This window comes from Pontibacter pamirensis, from assembly GCF_010015475.1.
Classification (GTDB): domain Bacteria; phylum Bacteroidota; class Bacteroidia; order Cytophagales; family Hymenobacteraceae; genus Pontibacter; species Pontibacter pamirensis.
Genome location: NZ_SSNI01000031.1, coordinates 1 through 15,063, shown reverse-complemented (window position 1 = coordinate 15,063; position 15,063 = coordinate 1). Strand labels below are relative to the sequence as shown.

General features: G+C 51.2%; 17 protein-coding genes and 1 pseudogene. 9 read left to right on the top strand and 9 right to left on the bottom strand.

Features of this window, described 5'->3' with window-relative positions:
- Positions 1-81: 81 nt before the first annotated feature.
- Together E1919_RS20190 and E1919_RS27670 are read right to left on the bottom strand one after the other, a co-directional pair.
- On the bottom strand, positions 82-1,479 hold the full coding sequence (locus E1919_RS20190) for a B12-binding domain-containing radical SAM protein (RefSeq protein WP_162055235.1): 1,398 nt from the start codon (positions 1,477-1,479) through the stop codon (positions 82-84).
- 92 nt (positions 1,480-1,571) lie between these two features.
- Positions 1,572-3,515 (bottom strand): M1 aminopeptidase family protein, encoded by a 1,944-nt coding sequence (locus E1919_RS27670; RefSeq protein WP_237144695.1) that lies wholly within the window; start codon positions 3,513-3,515, stop codon positions 1,572-1,574.
- Positions 3,516-3,641: 126 nt separating this feature from the next.
- Here E1919_RS27670 and E1919_RS27665 point away from each other — a divergent pair, with 126 nt between their 5' ends.
- From E1919_RS27665 to E1919_RS27655, 3 genes are all read left to right on the top strand, one after another.
- Positions 3,642-3,806: a hypothetical protein gene (locus E1919_RS27665; protein ID WP_237144694.1), complete on the top strand. Its 165-nt coding sequence runs from the start codon at positions 3,642-3,644 to the stop codon at positions 3,804-3,806.
- 702 nt (positions 3,807-4,508) lie between these two features.
- Positions 4,509-4,730, top strand: coding sequence for a hypothetical protein (locus tag E1919_RS27660; RefSeq protein WP_237144692.1), 222 nt, complete (start codon positions 4,509-4,511; stop codon positions 4,728-4,730).
- Positions 4,731-4,908: 178 nt separating this feature from the next.
- Positions 4,909-5,133 carry a hypothetical protein gene (locus E1919_RS27655; RefSeq protein ID WP_237144690.1) on the top strand — a complete coding sequence of 75 codons (225 nt, stop codon included), beginning with the start codon at positions 4,909-4,911 and terminating at the stop codon, positions 5,131-5,133.
- A gap of 31 nt (positions 5,134-5,164) precedes the next feature.
- Here the strand turns inward: E1919_RS27655 and E1919_RS20180 are convergent, their stop codons facing one another.
- The 3 genes from E1919_RS20180 to E1919_RS20170 form a co-directional block, all read right to left on the bottom strand.
- A complete protein-coding gene (locus E1919_RS20180; protein ID WP_162055233.1) occupies positions 5,165-6,067 on the bottom strand; it encodes an ABC transporter ATP-binding protein in 903 nt (300 codons plus the stop codon).
- Between the two features lie 89 nt (positions 6,068-6,156).
- A complete protein-coding gene (locus E1919_RS20175; protein WP_202915955.1) occupies positions 6,157-6,483 on the bottom strand; it encodes a winged helix-turn-helix domain-containing protein in 327 nt (108 codons plus the stop codon).
- Positions 6,473-7,096 carry a hypothetical protein gene (locus E1919_RS20170; RefSeq protein WP_162055232.1) on the bottom strand — a complete coding sequence of 208 codons (624 nt, stop codon included), beginning with the start codon at positions 7,094-7,096 and terminating at the stop codon, positions 6,473-6,475. The genes E1919_RS20175 and E1919_RS20170 overlap by 11 nt, the downstream gene beginning before the upstream one ends.
- A 426-nt stretch (positions 7,097-7,522) precedes the next feature.
- Here E1919_RS20170 and E1919_RS20165 point away from each other — a divergent pair, with 426 nt between their 5' ends.
- Positions 7,523-8,491 carry a helix-turn-helix transcriptional regulator gene (locus E1919_RS20165; RefSeq protein ID WP_162055231.1) on the top strand — a complete coding sequence of 323 codons (969 nt, stop codon included), beginning with the start codon at positions 7,523-7,525 and terminating at the stop codon, positions 8,489-8,491.
- A 10-nt stretch (positions 8,492-8,501) separates the two neighbouring features.
- Here the strand turns inward: E1919_RS20165 and E1919_RS20160 are convergent, their stop codons facing one another.
- The 3 genes from E1919_RS20160 to E1919_RS27645 are packed head-to-tail and all read right to left on the bottom strand — an operon-like array spanning position 8,502 to position 9,232.
- On the bottom strand, positions 8,502-8,723 hold the full coding sequence (locus E1919_RS20160) for a hypothetical protein (protein ID WP_162055230.1): 222 nt from the start codon (positions 8,721-8,723) through the stop codon (positions 8,502-8,504).
- Positions 8,724-8,739: 16 nt separating this feature from the next.
- A complete protein-coding gene (locus E1919_RS27650) occupies positions 8,740-8,985 on the bottom strand; it encodes a DinB family protein (protein WP_237144688.1) in 246 nt (81 codons plus the stop codon).
- Entirely contained in the window at positions 8,900-9,232 is a 333-nt protein-coding gene (locus tag E1919_RS27645; RefSeq protein WP_237144686.1) for a hypothetical protein, read from the bottom strand. The genes E1919_RS27650 and E1919_RS27645 overlap by 86 nt, the downstream gene beginning before the upstream one ends.
- Before the next feature lie 338 nt (positions 9,233-9,570).
- On the opposite strand from E1919_RS27645, the gene E1919_RS20150 reads away from it, so the two are divergent.
- From E1919_RS20150 to E1919_RS20130, 5 genes are all read left to right on the top strand, one after another.
- Positions 9,571-10,485, top strand: coding sequence for a poly(ethylene terephthalate) hydrolase family protein (locus E1919_RS20150; protein WP_202915954.1), 915 nt, complete (start codon positions 9,571-9,573; stop codon positions 10,483-10,485).
- A gap of 717 nt (positions 10,486-11,202) precedes the next feature.
- A complete protein-coding gene (gene gntA / locus E1919_RS20145) occupies positions 11,203-11,913 on the top strand; it encodes a guanitoxin biosynthesis heme-dependent pre-guanitoxin N-hydroxylase GntA (RefSeq protein ID WP_162055229.1) in 711 nt (236 codons plus the stop codon).
- Between the two features lie 32 nt (positions 11,914-11,945).
- Complete coding sequence (locus tag E1919_RS20140) at positions 11,946-12,536, top strand: DUF1989 domain-containing protein (protein WP_162055228.1); 591 nt, start codon at positions 11,946-11,948, stop codon at positions 12,534-12,536.
- 268 nt (positions 12,537-12,804) lie between these two features.
- A complete protein-coding gene (locus tag E1919_RS20135; protein ID WP_162055227.1) occupies positions 12,805-13,095 on the top strand; it encodes a transposase in 291 nt (96 codons plus the stop codon).
- Positions 13,023-13,760 (top strand): IS3 family transposase, encoded by a 738-nt coding sequence (locus E1919_RS20130; RefSeq protein WP_237144716.1) that lies wholly within the window; start codon positions 13,023-13,025, stop codon positions 13,758-13,760. Before E1919_RS20135 ends, E1919_RS20130 begins: the two co-directional genes overlap by 73 nt.
- 22 nt (positions 13,761-13,782) lie before the next feature.
- On the opposite strand, the pseudogene E1919_RS20125 reads toward E1919_RS20130, so the two are convergent.
- Positions 13,783-14,943: pseudogene (locus E1919_RS20125) on the bottom strand (IS110 family transposase).
- Positions 14,944-15,063 lie beyond the last annotated feature (120 nt).

Sequence of the window (15,063 nt, the reverse complement as noted above, 5' to 3'; positions counted from 1 at the left end):
AATCATGGTGTGCAGCTTAATTCACTTCCCCTTTGAATAAGAATCTAATGTTGTTCCATATTTTAGCCTGCAACTGGCAGTTTAGCTGGCTTCAGCTACAACGAGCAGGCTGCTGTTGCTTTCAGCTTTTGTTGGAGGTGGCACAAGATTGTTCAAGTCTGTTCTCTTGCTCATGTCAATCGGGTAATTACTTCTCAGTCTCTTGTAGGTATAGAATGAGTTCATGAAAAAGGACAAGAGAAAAGCACCCGTTCTTAAAGTATAAATCCCCTGTAAAATCCTCTTGAGCGAATACCAGGGCGAAAAAGACTTTTTCCACAACTCCCTATGCGCATTCAGTAACTGGGCCTCGCTTAATTTCTTCGGTTTGAATGCTACATTGTAGCCGTTATAGAAATTCCAGTTTCTTTGGCTTAAAATCCGGCCTTCCTGGTTTAGCTTGGTATAAATGGGGGTTCCCTTAAAAGGAGTCATGATACTTAGAAAGGGAACATCTATCCCGATTTCCATCAGTTGGTCAGCCATATGGATGATGCTCTTTTCATCATCATGGTCAAAACCGGCAATGAACCCTGCCATCACAGCAATTCCCCGTTTTCTGATTTCCTTAACAGCCACTTTATAGTGGGCTATTTTGTTTTGCCGCTTATTGGCATCCGCCAGGGAATCAACACCAAAAGACTCTATCCCCAGAAAAACACCTATACAACCAGAGGCTTTCATCAAGTCCAGCAGTTCCGGGTCTTTTGCAATATCCATACTGGCCTGGGTTAGCCACCACTTTTTCAGGGGTATCATTTCATTCAGGAGCTGTCTGATGTAGGGCCTCCGAATGGTTAGATTATCATCCCAGAACCACACAATCTTTCGTTGCCACCAATGGCTGAAATTGTCATAGGAAGCATCTCTTATCACATCCTCAATGGGCCGTAACCTGAACCCGGGGTTCAAGGAAGGAACAGTGCAAAATGAACAGGAGAAAGGGCAGCCTCTAGTGGCCTGAAGCACCTTTTTTATGAAAAACTTTTCGGGCAACAGGTCATACCGGGGTGTGGGCAAATTTACCATGTCGCAGGGTGTTCCGGTATATACCTGCTGCAACTGTCCAAGCTCAAAATCCCTTAACAGCGTTGGCCACACGTTTTCTGCTTCGCCCGTCACAATGGCGTCAAAATAGTTCAAGGCTTCTTCCTGGCAATAAGTCACATGAGGACCGCCGGCCACCACTACTTTTCCTCTTTTCCTGAATTCAGCAGCCAAACTGTAAGCCGCCATGGCAAAGCCACTAAAGAAAGAGATGGCTATTACATCAGCATCAGTATTGTAGTCAAGTTTGTCGACCTGCTGATGAAATACCCTGACTTCATGTTCTGCAGGTGTGATGGCCGCTAAATGGATGCCTGTAATGGGCGGAACGAAATCTCTTTCATGCCCAAACTCATACCGTTGCACATAGGCGATGATGATGTCTATTTTCATGTTCTATTTCTTTAGATGCTGAATGAGATTTTCATTAGGGAAGTCTTTATGAATGGAGTGGCACTGACAAGCGTGCTTGTGATGCAGCTTCATCATTCCATCTTCAGCTCCGCTACATTGTTGCCTGCTTCCTGATCCACCAGCAGGTAATGGGGGTCGATGCCGGCACGAGCGGGCTCACGAGGCACCGTCACCTTTACCGTCTGCGTTCCGGAGCGAATGCGGTGCTTCTGCAGGTATAGCGGCTCTTTCAGCTCATCGCCTTTGGCGAACACTCCGATTTGTATCCAGTCATTCATCGGCACCTCCGTTTCCACGCCTGCACTATCAGACACAAGCTTGCGCGCCTGCACGTCGAGCGTCACCTGCCAGGTTCCTGCTTCCGTCTGAGTCGCTGTGGCGCGCTCTGTCTCCAGTTCCCAATAGGTGTTCACCTCGAACAAATCGTGCAGCAGGTACTGCAGCGAATCTGGTGTGACCGCCTGCAACTCACGGTACAGATCGAGCGTCGTTGCCAGGGGTGCGTCTTGCTGCCGGTGCTTCTCCAGCAGGCGCCGGAGCGCACTGTTTACCTGATCCTCGCCAACGTATTCGCTCATCGTGTACAGCGCAAAAGGTCCCCTGCGGTAGGACATATAAGGGTCAAGACCGCGGAGCAAGGGTTCCCCCTGGCGAATCTCCCGTCGATACGGCTCGTGCATCCAGCTTAGAAGCTTCCGAAACTGCTCGGGACCTCTGTCGTACTCGAAAAGTTTCATAGCATAATACCAGGCAATGCTCTCAGACATCACCGGTGCGCCCTCGACATTTGCATAGGGCACAGTCCACTGATGGGCCATCTCGTGTGCCACTATCGCAGACGGGACATCCAGACTACCCGGTTCGTCCTTCGGCATCCAGTGGGAGAATCCTTCCGCGTACGAGATCCTGCGGGCTTCAGCGTGCATGCCCATACCATTGCCAGGGCGCTCGACAAAGGTGAGATGGCTGGAGCGGTATGGGCCGAACTGTGCGGTGTAGTAATCCAGAGAAGCCTGGATGGTTTGAACCATGCTTTCCAGTTGCGCCGTGTTTTCGGGGTGATGAAATATTCGGATGGAGATATTTCGCGCGGAGTCAGCCGTAGAGTCTTTCCACAGTGTTTCATGCACCGCATAGCCGGCGGAGAAGAAGGCGTACTCATGCCCGGGGGCACTGGTGGAATAGCGAAAGTACCGGCGACTACCCTCTGCCCATGTCCGGCGCAGTTCCCCCGGCGCAACGGCGACCTGCCCCTCATCGGTGCCAATAACGGCATCAAAGGTGGTCTTCCCCCCTGCTCTTTTCTTCCGCGCTTCCACATTATAGAGGGAGGCAATCAGCGGGCGTTGGGTAAGATGGTGTTCCCGTCGGTCACTGGCAAGAATTAGTTCGCGGCTCTTTTGGTAGCCGATAGCAGGCAGCCAGGCATTCGTGAAGAAAGTCCCATTCTCAGCAACAGAAGCATCGACTCCATTTTCGCGGAAGCCACGCGGTTTCATGCGCACCTGGAAGTCAAGCTGGATTGAATCGCCAGGCTGGAGCGGCTGCTTCAGCGCGTAAATCCGGTAGTGAAGCTCCTCATCGGCGAGCACACGGGCCGCGGGCCGATCAAACGCTAGGGCTTCTGTTTCAATCCCGGGCATGGTAGCTATGTGGATAGAATCGATTGCCTCGGTGGTGCTGTTCACAAGGCTGTAGGTGCCGCGTATTTCCACTTCCCGCCGCACAGGATAAATCTCCACGTGCAGCCTAGTGGCCGACACCTGCGGTTGTGGGATACCTGCGTACCGTCCGTAGTGTTGCTCGTACTCCGCCTGCCGCTCCTTCACCTCAGAAGAAGTGAGGTACTCGTTCAGCACGTTCGTGTTGTAGAAGATAAACCCACCCAGCACAAGGATAAGCCCCGCCGCCACCGCAGCAGTCCAGGTGGTGGCACCTATGAAACGACGGCGCGCTAGCTGGAGCCGCACCCGCAGGCCACTCTCCTTGCCGCGCACCCAAAGCAGCCGCGCCATCACTGCGAGAAGCACTGCCCAGGCTGCCCAGTAGCCCTTGAACCAGAGCCATGGCGCGAGAGTAGGGCCGAAGCCGCGCATCTCCGTATAGGACCACCCCGGACCGGCGCCGTAGATGAGCAGGTTGTGCTCGATACCGAACAGCGAGGCCATAGCGATGAAAACAAAGGCAATGATCGCCACCAGGTGGCCGATATACTTGTGGTCCACCAGCACGTGCACCACGAGGGCAAGCAACGCGAAAAGAAGGTATTCGGTAAGCTGAAGCCCGAACATGATTTTCAGGTATAGAGCGATCTCAAAGCCCTGATAATCCAATATAACCTGAGCAATTATCCCGGCCATAGTCTGGAGAGCCAGAAAAGCGACCAGTACGAAGCCGAGTCCCAGGAATTTACCGAGGAACGGAGCCCATTCCGAACCCGGCATAGCATCCGTTATTTCACCCAGTCCAGCGTCTCGTTCCCGCCATACCAGCTCACCGGCGAAGAAAACAATGAGGAAGGGGATGATCACCCAGCGACTCAGCTCATCAGAAAGAGAGCCTGTCAGTTCGCTGATGACGTAGATGGTATTGGGTACCAGCGGAACACCTCTGGATTCCATTTGATCAAGCACCACCGGAATCGTCAGGAGCGGCAGGGCTACTAACAGGGAGATTCCGCCCCAGCTCGTTGCAACCGTTCGAAACGATGCCCATGCGATGGCGGCAGTCTGACGTGCATGAGTGGCGAGGCCAAAGGTACGAGTGATCGCCGGAACGAAGATTGGCGCGCCCTGTCTGGCTCCTATACCTGCCTCCACTGGGGTATTGTCATACCGTTTTACTTTTCTGCGCCACCACCAGATGCCTTCCGTACGATGGGCGAAGCGAAAGCTCAGATAGGTGAAGGCGAGCGTCACCAGCGCGATGCTGAACCAGAAGAGGCGGTTCTGAAGCACAATTCCCTCCATCCCGAGCAGGCGCCAGTTTTTCTCTGTTGGTGTCCATAAATGCGCCACATCCTCTACTATAAAACGGACCCCGATTGGGTCCAGCAGCGTCCCCACGCTCCGGTGGTACAGCAGCAGCGCAGCAACAAAAAAGCCCATGAAAATGAGGAGGAAACTTCCGAAGTAACCCGCCATAGCACGGCCACTTCGTGCCGCCAGCGAAAACTGGATTGCCGTAGCAGCCAAGGCGTTGGGAAGCGCGATAATGGCATAGGCTGTTAGGAAGGCAGCCGGACGGAAAGGACCGGTTAATTCAGCATCCACGCCTGGCAGGTAAACGCCCAGCAAAATACCTGCCTGCACGGCGAGCAGGATCAAGGCATTAAGAGCGAGCGCAGCAAGAAACCGGCCACCTAGGTAATTGGTCCGGCTGACGGGAGTGGTGTAGGTAAGTGGATACATGCGCGTTTCCACGTCCCGCGCCGCCGCATCTCCGGCTATGGCCGCGGCCATCACAAGCCAGATCAGGCTTCCAAATACCGTTGTTTTTGCGACGGCGAAAGGCGAGTTTAGAAAGAACTCGGAGTATAGCACTTCGGAGAGGGAGCCGTCTCTCGTCATCAGGAAAGTGAGTACGAGCAGCACCATGACAAAGAGCCAGGGCCAGGGACGGCCTACCTGGTAAGTAAACTCAAACCGAAAAATTGCCCAAAACTTCATGGTGCCACCACTTTATGATGGCTGGCGCTGTAGTAGCCTGCCATGGTGCTGAAGTAAACATCTTCCAGGTCTGGCACCACCAGCTCAAAGCCATGGCCGGGTGCTTCATGGCTATAGATATGGACCATGGTGCGCCCGCTGAGAAGTTTAGTAGAAATCACCTGGTGCTCCTGCTCCAGGTAAGGCAGCGTGTGTTTTTCAATGAGCTTGCGCCAGATCCTGCCTTCCAGTTCTGCCACAGCCTGCAGCGGTTGTGCCTCCAGCAGTATTTCTCCTTTGTTGATGATGGCCATGTTGGTGCACAGTTCCGAAACATCCTCTACAATATGAGTTGAAAGGATAACGACGCTGTTCTCGCCCAACTCACTCAGCAGGTTCAGAAACCGCACCCGCTCAGCCGGATCCAGGCCAGCCGTCGGTTCATCCACTATCAGCAGCTTCGGGTTGCCCAGAAGTGCCACCGCCACACCGAAGCGCTGCCGCATACCGCCCGAATAGCCGCCCAGCTTCTGCCTGCGCACCTCCCAAAGGTTCGTCTGCCGCAGAAGCGCCTCCACCACCTCTTTGCGCGCCCGCCGCTCGGTAATACCTTTGAGTATAGCGAAGTAATCGAGCAGACTTTCCGCACTTACCTTTGGGTAAACGCCAAACTCCTGGGGCAGGTAGCCAAGTGTCTGGCGCACCTCCTCCTTTTGCCTGATGACATCTATATCGCCGAGTTGAATGCTGCCTTGGTCCGGCTCCTGCAGTGTCGCAAGAATGCGCATCAACGTAGACTTTCCGGCACCGTTTGGGCCGAGCAGGCCGAACATCCCTTTGGGAATGGTGAGTGTGACATCCTTTAGTGCCTGAACACCATTCGGATAGGTTTTAGAGAGATTGTGAATTTCCAGTATCATTGCCCTGCGTTTTTAAGCGTATGTATGGTGATTTGACTTTCCATTTCAGTAAAGTACTTTGAGTTACAAAGTTTAAGAGCAAAAAAATTTCAACTGTCCTTCCGGTTACTCAGGATTAGCTGCTCCAGGGCGTCCAGGTGGCTGCCGAATGCGTCGCGGCCGGTGGCAGTAGCGTGGTAAGTGGTGTTCGGCTTGCGGCCCACGAATTGTTTCTCCACCTGTAGGTAGTCTGCTTCCTCCAGTGCGCGCAGGTGGCTGGCCAGGTTGCCATCTGTTAATTGCAGTGTATCCTTCAGCGTACTGAAATCCACACGGTCCTCCACCATCAGCACCGACATAATACCGAGCCGCACCCTGCTCTCGAAGGCCTTATTTATGTTTTCAAGATAATCTTTCACAGGTCCGTTAGCGCTCATACCTGAAGTACATCAGCGTGCCATACACAATATGCAGCACTCCAAAGCCCACCGTCCAGGCAAGCAAGCCATAGCCCAGAAAAAAGCTGCTAAGCAGGCCAAGTATAATTTCAGAGAGGCCCAGGTAGCGGATTTCGTTCAGGGTATACTTGCTGGCGTTTAACAATGACAGGCCATAGAAGACAAGCATCACGGGTGCCACCAGGTACAGCAGGTTGTGGTAGAGCAGCACGGCACAGAACACGCCGCCTGCTGCCAGAGGGATGAACAAGTTGACCAGCATCCGCTCTGTTTTACTATCCCAGACTTGGTGGTTGGTTCTGCGGGCATTGCGTGCAGTAAAGTAAGTAGCAGAGCAGAGTGCAAGAATGAACACAAGCACCGCCACAGCGGCCATAAAAAGGACAGACTCACTTGTTAGGTTGCGCCCTAGGCTTTGTGTATAGTTAATTTGGTGGGTGACCAGGTACCATTTCACAACAGCCGCGCCCAAGAGCGCAGAAACCCCGGCAGCCACGCCGGACAGGCCGCTGAGTGAGATAAAGCGGGAGGAGCGACTCATGATGTTCCTGATCTCGTGCAGGGTAGCTAACTGGTCTTGCTGTTGATTCATCTTTAAAGTACTTTGTGTTTCAAAGTTAATAATGCTTTACGTAAAGTCAAGGCATATGATTTATTTTTTGAGGTTTTTTTAGAAGGTATAACGCCCTAGAGACAAGGTGTGTCGTTCTATCAGCTCAATCCTGTGAGCAGCACCAGTTAGAGAGAGAGCAGGTTTGTGTCGGGGCACCTGCCGCTGGGCTTTACACTTTTATAAAGACTGTTTAAAAATCTTAAAATTAGTACCACAATATTACTGGGCGGTTTTCAAAGCAGACCAACGGCCTGAGCGAGTGCATGCCTTGTATGTCTTGTGCACAATGTTTTATTCTTTGTCCTGATTTTTTCAATTATAAACCCATTAAAAGGAAAGGGAAGAAACGTGCCAAAGGCGCATTTCCAGATTGTTTATGTATTTTTAAGGGCATTCCATTTGCTTATGAAAAGTGACCACTTGAACCGGTTTGACCGCATTGTAGCAATGCTCGTTCACCTGCAGTCAGGGCGGGTAGTAAAGGCACAGGAGATGGCCGACCGCTTCCAGGTGAGCCTGCGCACGATTTACCGGGACATTCGCTCGTTAGAGGCATCCGGAGTGCCCATTACCGGGGAGGCTGGCGTGGGCTATTCTCTGGTGGAAGGGTACCGCCTGCCCCCGGTCATGTTCACGCGGGAAGAGGCCGGCAGCTTCGTGGCAGCCGAAAAGCTGATGCAGAAATTTAGCGACAAAGCGTTGGGAGCCCATTACGAGTCAGCCATGTACAAAGTAAAATCCATATTGAGGGGTAGTGCGAAAGACCGGGTGGCCGCCCTGGAGACGCAGATCTGGGTCCACTCCTCCCAGGAGCTCTTTCATGAGAGCACACCCGATGCTTTGGACGTGATACTGGACGGCATCGCAGAAAAGAAGCAAGTCACCCTTCAGTACCAGTCCCTTTATTCAGATGAGCCGACAGACCGTATCGTTGAGCCTGTAGGGTTGTTCAATGAAAACAACTACTGGTACGTGATGGCTTACTGCCACCTGCGTGCCGACTACCGCCAGTTCCGCACCGACCGGATGCAGGTGATAAGACGAACGAACCTGCCTTTTACAAAGGAACACAGGGACGCAGCCGGCTACAGGAACAGTGATGTTCCTGCCGAAAGAACCAAAGTGGTGATACGGGTGGATAGAGAGGTGTCAAAGCACATCAAATCCGGGCGCAGGTACTACGGTTTCACATCGGAAAGCACCATAGGCGATCAGGTGGAGATGGTCTTCCAGACCTCCGGCATGCAGGACGGCTTCCCTCGCTGGTTTATGATGTTCGGCGACTGCGCCCATATTGTGGAGCCCGAGAGCCTCAGGGCGCGGGTGAGCGAGCTGCTGGAAAAAGCGAGCACCAACCTGAAACCGGGAAGTTAAGCAGGCAGCGTCAGTTCTCCAGTTCTACGCAGGCGAAGCCGGCTTTCCCGAGTTTCTCGATGATGGCAGCGGCCTGCACCGAGACGGCCTCGACCCGGAGGATATGGTCACAATCCTCCAGGTCAAAGTTCCATTTCTCGCTTTTGTCCATGAGCCTGTCCAGCAGCGGCCTGACCTGGCTGACTTTGCGGTTTGTTGTCACCGATGTTCTGAATACCAGCACTGTTTCCATGCGATGCGTGAGGCTTTTACCTTTCCCAGAAATAAGGCGGTTCTATGCCTAGTGAGCGCAGAAACACGTAGCCCTGCGCCCTGTGGTGGATTTCATTGTCGATAAAGTAAAAAAGGGTAGACCACACCGTCCCCTCATACTGCCCGAAGGCCAGGATGTGCTCCTGGAATCTTTCCTCAGGGATTTGCGCCCCATACCTGTTGATTTCCGCTGTAGCCTCGTCCCAGAGGGCTAGAATCCCCTTTGCTACCGGCCTTGTCAAGGTGCTCGTTTAATTCTTCCGTCCCCTCTCCGGCAATCTGCCGGATACCCGGAACAGCAATGGCCAGAAGCTCCTGCGCCATGGCCGCGAAAGGGCGCATCCCGCCAACGGAATACTCAAACAACTCTTTTTCAGGATATGCCTCAATTACCCTGCGGGTAAGGCTTCTGTGGCCCTGCCAGTGCTTTAGCAGGTCTTTTGAGGTGACCACCGAAGCAGTTCGCTTCTTTGTTTCTTCCATGTTCATAGCTCAAGGGTTATCTTTTAACTGATTGTACAGGCAAAGCTAAAGCTGCAGAATGACAACAGCCTGTCAGCAGTAATCAGAAATTTTCAACTTAATTCAAAAAAAAGTAAGGCCACCTGCAGCATAAACCGGGCAGCACCAGTATAAAAGCAGACCCGGCCGGAGACAATGTTCTAAAGAAGCTAATAAAAGAATAAGTAGAAATTGCCATCTGGTCTTAACACGTTGGGTGATTTTAAAATCACCCAACGTGCAGGTAAATTTTCTTTTGCGACTTCTCTTCAAAGCACATATTGAAAGCAGCTTATGCTGCTGTTATATGATAGCACATGATTCATATGATGACTAAAATTTTATTTTCTGCTTTCCTGACTTTGTCTTTGCTAAGCGCTTTCAATCCGGGCTATGCACAGCGGCCATCTACCTCCGATCAATCTGCGTCAAGAGTGGTGGAAGACGGCGGAACCGGTCCATTTAGCGCCTTGATGCTCACCGAAAGCACATTACCCACGCATACCGTCTTCCGCCCGAAAAACCTGAGCGCTTTTGGGAAAAAAAATAAACTGCCCATCATTGCCTGGGGCAATGGAGCTTGTGCCAATTCTCCCTGGGAACATGTAAACTTTTTGTCTGAGGTATCCTCTTATGGTTTTTTAGTGGTTGCTATCGGCCCCATGCCACAGGAAGGAGAAAAAGGGACCGGGAAATCAACATCTTCCCAGCTTCTTGATGCCATTGACTGGGCGGTTGCTCAGAATAAAAACAGGAAAAGCCCTTATTACAATAAAATTGATGTCACCAAAGTAGCAGTAAGCGGTATGTCCTGCGGTGGTTTACAAACGCTTGAAGTAGCCTCCGACCCACGTGTAAGCACAGTAGTGGTCTTTAATAGCGGTATTTTTAATACCCCCGGAAACGGGAGGAGTGCCATGCCGAACCTTACGAAAGAAAACCTGAAGAAAATTCATTCGCCAACACTGTATATGCTTGGAGGCGAAAAGGACATAGCCTATGCCAATGGCATGGACGATTACGAACAAATTAACCATGTACCGGTTTTCATGGCCAACATGGATGTTGGGCATGCCGGAACTTACAGCCAGCCGCATGGTGGTGAATTTGCTAAGGTTGCTACCGCTTGGTACAAGTGGCAACTGAAGGGCGACAGCGCGGCAGGCAAGCTATTTACAGGTGAACCTGCAGGTCTTTCAAAGAACCCAAATTGGAGAGTTGAGAAAAAGAACATGCCTTAAGGGGAAAACTGGCTCTCTTAAATTCGATGATGTGATGCGTGCCGGTGCTCAAAGCAAAAGCGAACTGGGGAAACCCATGATAGTATGAAAGAGAAATAAAAGTTACCTGTAGGTGTGTTTCATCATCTTCAGATTAAATAAGATTCCCCTGCCGTTACCAAAAAAAGTGGTATTTGCTGCGGGAGCAGCAGCTTAAAGGCCTGCAAGTGGGTGCACTGCATCCGTGTTATAGAAGTACGGTGAAGCATCATCACCAAGAAATATAAACATTTATTTGAAAAGATAGTTAAAGTATCATATCAGTTAAGCTTAAAGACCATTATAAGGCACAACACGCACGTTTTAGCATTAGCTAAAGCAACAGCAGCCTTTGGTAAGATAGTGTGGGGCAGCAAAGTAGCTAGTACAGTAGAAAAAAGCGTATAGATAACTGGTTCCTCCCGCAAGTATACATATCCTCTACTCATCAGATTTAAATTAATAAAATAGCACCCTTTTGAGACAATGAGAGTATAATCGCCTGTCAATCGAGTAAGTTTAATCTCCTATCGGCAACAGCTAAAATCAGAAGGCAAGAGCATGGGTTTATGCTTTTAGCTAGCCTGCGCAGCCAATTTATATGTGTTTTATGCTTTTCGCTGCTACTACTGACTTAATATAAAGGCTTCATTCTCTTGAAAGGAATAGCCTCATTTACGACTTTTTTATATAATCAATATGAGTACCAAAACATACTTTACGCCAGAAGAACTGGAATCAGACGATAGTGCACATTTAAAAGACCTCCTCAGTAGCATTTCCGATAAAGTAGGCGATATGGAGTATCCATGCGTGGGTGCCAAGGCTGCCTTGAACTCAAAGCAGCTCCGGATAGGGGTGTATAACAGGATGGCGACAGATGAAACCACCGGGTTATTGGGCCATGACCTGAAGCAATATATAGCCGAGACAATTGCAGCCGACAGCGAATATATGACGTTGGTTGCCTTCTTCAGAGAGGAAGAGCCAGCAGCTGAGCTTGACTTTGAGAACAAATTGTGGGCACAGCTGCAGCTGCTGCATAACAGCGACAACAGTTCCGAACCTTGGGATTCTGAGGTTAGCAGCAACCCCACTGACACTAATTTCAGCTTCAGCTACAACGGTACCGCCTTTTTTGTGGTAGGCCTGCATCCCAACGCCAGCAGAAAAGCCAGGAGGTTAGGCTACACAGCTATGGCCTTTAACCTGCACCGGCAGTTTGAGCAGCTGCGCGAGAAAGGCGTTTATGAAAACATGAAGAATGTAATTCGCGACCGGGATGTTGCCTATGATGGAAGTATAAATCCTATGCTGAAAGACTTCGACAAAGGGCTGGAAGCACCGCAGTACAGCGGCCGCCACGTAGACGAAAGCTGGAAGTGCCCTTTCCTGGCAGGTAATTTATAATCACTCGAATAGAAGCAACTAAATATTTAAGAATGATAGAAACAATAGCCAGGCAGACAGGTGCCGCTTTTAAATTAAATAAAGGCGATAAGCTGAAAGTGATGGACCCACAGGGCGAGCAGGTAAGCGATATGGTGCTTTTCAATGCCGAGGACAAGCGTGAGAAACTATCTTCAGGGAAAACACTAGATTTTGAAGAGACGATTCTGATTACGAAGGGGCACCATCTTTGGAGCAACCGCAGCCATAAGATGATGCATATTTTGGAGGATACCAACGGCCGCAACGATTTCCTGCTGGCTCCCTGCAGTCCGGAAACCTTTCAAATTATGTACCAAAACCCCGAGTACCATCCCAGCTGTTTCGAAAACCTCTACACCAATCTGGCAAAGTATGGCGTAGAGCCTGATGACGTGCCGACTGCCTTCAACATCTTCATGAATGTGCAGTTCGCCGCAGATGGCAGACTGACTGTTGCCCCGCCCACCAGTAAGGCTGGAGATTATCTGCTGCTGGAAGCTAAGATGGATTTAATTGTTGGGCTTACGGCCTGCTCAGCGGAGCAGTCCAACAACTATAGCTTCAAACCTATACAGTATGAGGTCATTCAGGCGCAAAAATAGCGCGATATAACAAAGAGTTTTAGCTCCTTGAATTGGCTTTCTTTAAGATAGCTTTGGTTATAGACTGCGTCATATCTTATCTTCACTTATCGCCTTCTTTACCTGTTTCCATATGCGCTCTATTGGGTTAAGGTCGGGCGATTGGGCGGTAGGTTCACCAGCACTATCCCCAGACTCAACAGCATCAGATACAGCGCATTGAACTTGCTACCTTTGACTGGAGGCTTTTTCTTAGGCAGATTTAAATAAAGGTTTAAATTTGACTACTATGAACAGACGTGAATTTGATGCCTCCTTCAAGCGGATGGCCATTGACCTCTCCTACGCCAGAGGTTCGGTAAAAGAGGTAGCTGAGGAACTGGGAATAGATCCCGGCCGGTTGAGCAAGTGGCGACAGAAGGACAGCTCGCCAATCCGACCCACGGAAGGTCTGACAGACGAGCAAAGGGAGATAAAGCGGCTGCAAAAAGAACTGAAGGAGGCGCAATTAGAGCGCGATATTCTAAAAAAGGCGGTGAGCAACTTCTCCAGGGGAGACGGGCGGTATACAGGTTCATAAAGGAGCACCGAAACCAGTTTCCCGTTGAGAGGATGTGTAAGGTGCTCCAGGTAAGTACCAGTGGCTACTATTACTGGCTCAAGCATCCGGTGGGGGTGAGAGCAGGCAAAGAACAGGAACTAGTCGAGCAGATTAAACAGGTTTATGAGCAGAGCAAACGCCGCTATGGCTCCCCCAGGATTGCTGTTGAGCTCAAAGAGCAGGGAGTTCACGTGTCGCGTCCACGCGTGGCCCGCCTGATGCAGAAGCATCAGGTCAAGAGCATTATACGCAAGAAATACCGGATGCAGACCACCGACTCCAGCCATGCATACACAGTGGCGGAGAATCACCTCTCGAGGGATTTTCAAGCGACAGGACCGGCGGAGAAATGGGTATCCGACTTAACCTACATCAGAACCGGGGAAGGCTGGCTCTATCTGACGGTGGTGCTGGACCTTGCGGACAGGAAAGTGGTGGGCTGGGCGCTGAGCCAGACGATGGAGGCGGAGGCGACCACCGTGGCGGCCTGGCAGATGGCCATCAGGAACAGGCCCCTGTCCCACTCCCTTTTGTTCCACTCTGACCGGGGCGTGCAGTATGCCTGCAGTGCCTTCCGGGAGCAACTCGAGGGGGTACCAGTGGTGCAGAGCATGAGGTACTGTTTTGAAAGTCAAGGATTTTAGTTGAATTTTTCTTATCTTCACCTTACCTGAAAGAGAGCTCCTGGCCGATAGGTGCTGGATGCTCATCTTGTGTAGCCCTGGCAAGAGTCGGGGCTACTGTGTTTTTGTCAGCTGCGCTGACACCTGAAAGAGAGGCTCCGGCCTCCAGGCCTTGGATGTCTCCTTTGGGGGTTTGCTGCGCGTAGCGGTCCTGGTTCCAAACCTCATTTTTCTTCCATAAAGTGTAAATCAGAATCAGTAGCTTCTTCTGCACTGCCACATAGGCCAGCATCTTCTTTTTCCCCTTCCCCGTCAGGCGATCATATAGCGCCCGGAAAACCGGCACGTTTCGTCTCACTGCATGCAAAGCCGGCATGTAGAGAATGCGCCTAATGTGGCTGTTGCCCTGCTTGAAAATCCTCGTCTTGCCGTTCCTCTTCCCTGACTGGTTCTCCACCACGTCATAGCCCGAGTAGCTGACGAGCTGCTTTTGGCTGGTGAAGAGGGCAAAGCCGTTTGTCTCGGCAATAACGGTGGCCGCTGTCAACAAACCCACCCCTTTGATGGTGGTCACCTTCTCTACCTTGTCACTGAGCAAAGGATCCTCTTCGACGGTGGCCTTTATTTCCTCCTCAATGGCCTGCAGCTGCATGTCGTAGAGCTTTAGGGTTTTCTGGAGCCTTCGCTGTGTGGTCTTACTTGCTAGCATGGAGTGGGTCTCAGCGTGGAGGCGGTTACTGACCTCGGTGTGCATCTGATGAATCTGCTCATGCTCCCGGGTGAGTTTGCGCAGCAGGTAGAGCTGACAGCTCATGGGCTGCCAGGGTGCCAGGTTTCTTTCCGCCCCCATGTGAGCCAGGGCTTTGGCGTCAACCTTATCGTTCTTGGACTTGTGACCCAGGCTCCTGGTATACTGCTTGACCCTGTTAGGAAGCACGATGATTACCTTCCGTTCCGCCTGATGCAGCTGTCAGGCCAGGTTGTCATGGTATACCCCGGTGGCCTCCATGATGAAGAGTAGCTCCACTGATGGATCTGCCCACTTGCTCACCCACTGGGTAAACTCAGCAAAGCCTTTGGGAGAGTTGGGGAACTTGCGGGAGGCTTTCACCACTACGCGCTGCTCATGGGTAAGCACCGAGAAGCAGGCGTCAAACTTGTCTTTGGCGATGTCAGCGCCCACCGATTGCTTGATGATTTTCATGGCATGGGAAGTTTAAAAATGAAAAAGGGACTCGGAACCAGCGCTCTTCCCAACACTTCTCTCATGGTTTTATGCCAGATCATCTCAAAAGTGAGATGTCTGTAAGGTACTGTCTTAAAA